Raw genomic sequence first — 4,101 nt, forward strand, 5'->3', positions numbered from 1 at the left:
CGACCCGCGGGCCCTGCGCGGGTCGACCCTCTCGACCCGTCAGGTCGAGCAGCACGCCGCCGCCTTCGCCGCGGCGCACGGCGTGCACATCGCCGACTGACGCGACGCCCGGCGTCACGTGTCGTGCGCTCCCGGGCAAGCGGCGACGCACCGCCCGATCGACACTGGACATGATCGACCGAGGAGTCCGCATGTCGCACGCATCCGCCCCGCACACCCACGCCCCGCACGAGCACGCTCCTCGTGCGCACCAGCCCCACACCGCAACCCACCCGCGCGACCCGCTCTCGGCCGATGAGATCGCCGCCGCCCGCGCGGTTCTCGTGGAGGCGGGTCTGCTCGGGAGCAGCGTGCGCGTGCCGATGCTGCTGCCCGACGAGCCCAGCGCCGACGACCTGAGCCGATTCGTCTCCGACGGCACCCTCGACCGGCGCGTCGATGTGACCCTGCTCGATACGGCGACCGGCGCCGTCACCGAGGCGATCGTGTCGATCACCCGCGGCACCGTCGACGCCGTCACCCCGATCGACACGGCGTCGCACCCCTACGGTCAGCCCCAATACCTGTTCGAGGACTACGAGCGCGCCGAGCAGATCGTGAAGGCGTCCGCCGAGTGGCGGGCCGCCATGACCCGGCGCGGTCTCGCCGAGCACATCGACCTCGCGTTCTGCTCGCCGCTCGCGCCGGGTTTCGTCGGGCGCGAGAACGAGGTCGGGCGCCGCGTCATCCGCTCGCTCACGTTCCTGCGCCACTCTCCGGACGACAACGCGTGGGCCCACCCCGTCGAGGGTCTGATCGTGCACGTCGACCTCGTGACCGGGGCAGTCATCGACATCGAGGATGTGGGCGACATCCCCGTGCCCGCAGGTGACGGTCGGTACACGCCCGATGTCGTCGGACCTGCGCGCACCTCTCTCAAGCCGATCGAGATCACCCAGCCCGAAGGCCCGAGCTTCACCGTCGACGGATCGGCGGTCGACTGGGAGAAGTGGCGGCTGCGCGTCGACTTCAACGCCCGCGAGGGCCTGGTCCTGCACGACATCTCGTTCGACGGACGCTCGGTGCTGCGCCGCGCGAGCGTGCCCGAGATGGTCGTCCCGTACGGCGACACCGTCAACACGAAGTTCTGGATCAGCTACTTCGACGCCGGCGAGTACCTTCTCGGCAAGAACGCGAACGCGCTCGAGCTCGGCTGCGACTGCCTGGGCGTGATCCACTACTTCGACGGCGTCGTGGCAGACGATCACGGCCACCCGGTGCGCATCCCACAGGCGATCTGCATGCACGAGGAGGACTACGGCATCCTCTGGAAGCACACCGAACCGGGACCCATCGGCTCGCAGGTGCGCCGTTCGCGGCGCCTCGTCGTCTCGTACTTCGCGACCATCGGCAACTACGACTACGGCTTCTTCTGGTACTTCTACCTCGACGGCTCGATCCAGGTCGAGGCGAAGGCCACCGGCATCGTCTTCGTCGGCGCAGGAATCCCCGGCACCGCGAACCCGCACGCGCCCGAGATCGCGCCGGGCGTGTTCGCCCCGGTGCACCAGCACCTGTTCTGCGCGCGCCTCGAGCCGGCGATCGACGGTGCACGGAACCGGCTCGTCGAGATCGACGCGGCCCGCGTGCCCATGGGCCCCGACAACCCGTTCGGCAATGCGTTCACCTGGACCGAGACACCCCTGCTCACCGAGCAGAGCGCGCAGCGCGAGGCCGACACATCCGTCGCGCGCGTGTGGGAGGTGCGCAGCACCAGCCGGACAAACTATGTCGGCCGGCCCACCGCCTACCATCTGCTGCCCGAGCCGACGGCCTTGCTGCTCGCGGACCCCGCCTCGTCGGTCGCGGCCCGCGCCGCGTTCGCCACGAAGCACCTCTGGGGCACGGCCTACGACCGCGACGAACGTTGGCCCGCAGGCCGGTACCCGAACGCCCACGCGGGCGGCGCAGGGCTCCCCGCCTACACGGCCGACGACCGCTCGATCGACGACGCCGAGCTGGTGCTCTGGCACACGTTCGGCCTCACCCACGTGCCCCGCCCCGAGGACTGGCCGATCATGCCGGTCGACTACGCGGGGTTCTGGTTCAAGCCGTACGGGTTCTCCGATGTGAATCCGGCACTGGATGTCCCTGAGGCACCGCGCTCCCACGGCGGTGGCGCGTGCTGCACCGGCGGGGCATGCACCTGCGCACACTGACCCGTGGCGCGGCCTAGGGTGAGAGGACGCACACGCCACGACGGGGGGATCCGGTGCCGAAACGGGTCGACCACGACGCGCGCCGAGCGGAGATCATCCAGGCGACCTGGCGGCTCATCGCGGAGCGCGGCATCGAGGCGACAACGATGCGTGAACTCGCCCGCGAGATGGGCCTCGCAAACGGCAGCGTGACCCACTACTTCCCCGACAAGAAGGCGATCCTCGTCGGTGCGTTCCGGCATGTGTTCGCCGCCACCAATCGGCGGTTCGAGGCGGCCGCGGCCGCCGCGCCGTCGCGCGGACTCGCGCGGCTGCGTCTGTTCCTGCTCGAGACGCTGCCGCTCGACGACGAGCGTCGACTCGAGGCGCGCATCGTCATCCCCTTCCTCGAATACGCGGCCGTGGATGACGGGCTGTCGGTGGAGTTCCAAGACATGATGCGCGAGTGGCGCGGACTCTTCCGCGGCATGCTGATCGAGGCCCAGGCTGACGGCGAGCTCGCCGACGATGCCGATCCGGACGCCCTCGCCGACGTGCTCATCAGCGCGATCACCGGGCTCCAGTCGGTCGCGATCCTCGTTCCCGAGACCGGCGCGGCCGAGCGACTTCTCGCGATGGCCGACGCGCTGCTGGGCCTCGCCGCCCCGCGCTCGGCGACGACCGCGCACTGAGCTCTCGCCATCCGTCGCGCGGCCGGGCGCGGCATCCGTCGTTTCCAGGACTCCGCATGCCCGGCACCCCTCCCGATTCCGGACATCACGTTGTAACATCGAGGAAATCATGGTTCTACAAGCGTCGGATAAAAATGACGCAGAGACCCTGGCCGAGGGATACAAGGAGGTCTCCCGTGGCGAACGACGCCCCCCGCCCGACCGTCGAGGTGATCGACGCCCCTGACCTGAACACGTTCCGTGTCGCCGTCAGCGACTCGTTCGTGCCGCTGCGGGTCACGAGCCGCGACGACCGCGCGTTCCACGGCACCATCCGCTCGGCGTCGGCCGATGCGGTGCATGTGACCGACATCCGCGCCGGCGCGCACGTCGTGGAGCGCACCCCCGAGCTCATCGCCCGCTCTCCCCTCGCCGCCTTCAAGGTGAGCCTGATGGTCGAGGGCACGGGCCTGCTCATCCAGGAAGGGCGCGAGGAGCTGCTGCGCCCCGGCGACTTCGCGATCTACGACACCAGTCGCCCGTACACGCTCGCGTTCGACGGAGAGTTCCGCACGATCGTCACGATGTTCGGTCACGATGCCCTCGCACTGCCGGGATACGCCCTGACTGAGCTGCGCGCCCTGCGCATCGGCGGCGACCAGGGGATCGGCCCCTTCGTCGCACCTTTCCTCACACAGCTCGGCACCCACCTCGACGAGTACGCCGGCTCATGCGGCGCCCGGCTCGCCCACAGCGCCCTCGATCTCCTCTCGACCGCCTGCACCCGCGCACTCGGCCTCGACCGCGGCATCGATCCGCACCGGGTCCTGTTCGGGCGTATCAACGACTACATCGACGAACACTTGCAGGCCGGCGACCTCGGGCCCGCTCGGATCGCCGCCGCGCACTACATCTCGACCCGCCACCTGCACGGCCTGTTCCAGGATTCGGGCAGCACGGTCTCGGCGGTCATCCGCGCCCGACGGCTCGAACGCTGCCGCCGCGACCTGCGCGACCCGCTGTCGAGCGACATCGCCGTCGCCGCGATCGGAGCCCGATGGGGCTTTGCGGATGCCGCACACTTCAGCCGCACGTTCAAGGCGGCCTTCGGCACGGCCCCGAGCGACTACCGCCACGGCGCCCTCGCGGCCTGAGCGCACGACGAGAGGGGCGGATGACGCGTCCGTCACCCGCCCTCTCAGGTCCGATCCAGCCCGGCAGATCAGACCCCGACCGTCTCCTCACCGAGGTGC

3 protein-coding genes are annotated in these 4,101 nt (G+C 70.2%); all 3 read left to right on the plus strand.

The features are described 5' to 3' along the window. Positions 1–191 precede the first annotated feature (191 nt). The 3 genes from ASG00_RS06390 (at position 192) to ASG00_RS06400 (ending at position 4,002) form a co-directional block, all read left to right on the plus strand. The gene (locus tag ASG00_RS06390) at positions 192–2,198 is read left to right on the plus strand and encodes a primary-amine oxidase (RefSeq protein WP_056207661.1); all 2,007 of its coding nucleotides are present in this window, start codon (positions 192–194) and stop codon (positions 2,196–2,198) included. Positions 2,199–2,251: 53 nt separating this feature from the next. Then, the gene (locus tag ASG00_RS06395) at positions 2,252–2,869 is read left to right on the plus strand and encodes a TetR/AcrR family transcriptional regulator (protein ID WP_056207664.1); all 618 of its coding nucleotides are present in this window, start codon (positions 2,252–2,254) and stop codon (positions 2,867–2,869) included. A 134-nt stretch (positions 2,870–3,003) separates the two neighbouring features. Continuing rightward, complete coding sequence (locus ASG00_RS06400; RefSeq protein WP_056207666.1) at positions 3,004–4,002, plus strand: helix-turn-helix domain-containing protein; 999 nt, start codon at positions 3,004–3,006, stop codon at positions 4,000–4,002. Positions 4,003–4,101 lie beyond the last annotated feature (99 nt).

Origin of the sequence: Microbacterium sp. Leaf351 (genome assembly GCF_001423825.1) — a bacterium.
GTDB classification, from domain to species: Bacteria; Actinomycetota; Actinomycetes; order Actinomycetales; family Microbacteriaceae; genus Microbacterium; species Microbacterium ginsengisoli.

Coding starts and splice junctions, on each gene's coding strand:
- ASG00_RS06390 (WP_056207661.1), top strand. CDS start 192: ATGTCGCACGCATCCGCCCCGCACACCCACGCCCCGCACGAGCACGCT.
- ASG00_RS06400 (WP_056207666.1), top strand. CDS start 3,004: ATGACGCAGAGACCCTGGCCGAGGGATACAAGGAGGTCTCCCGTGGCG.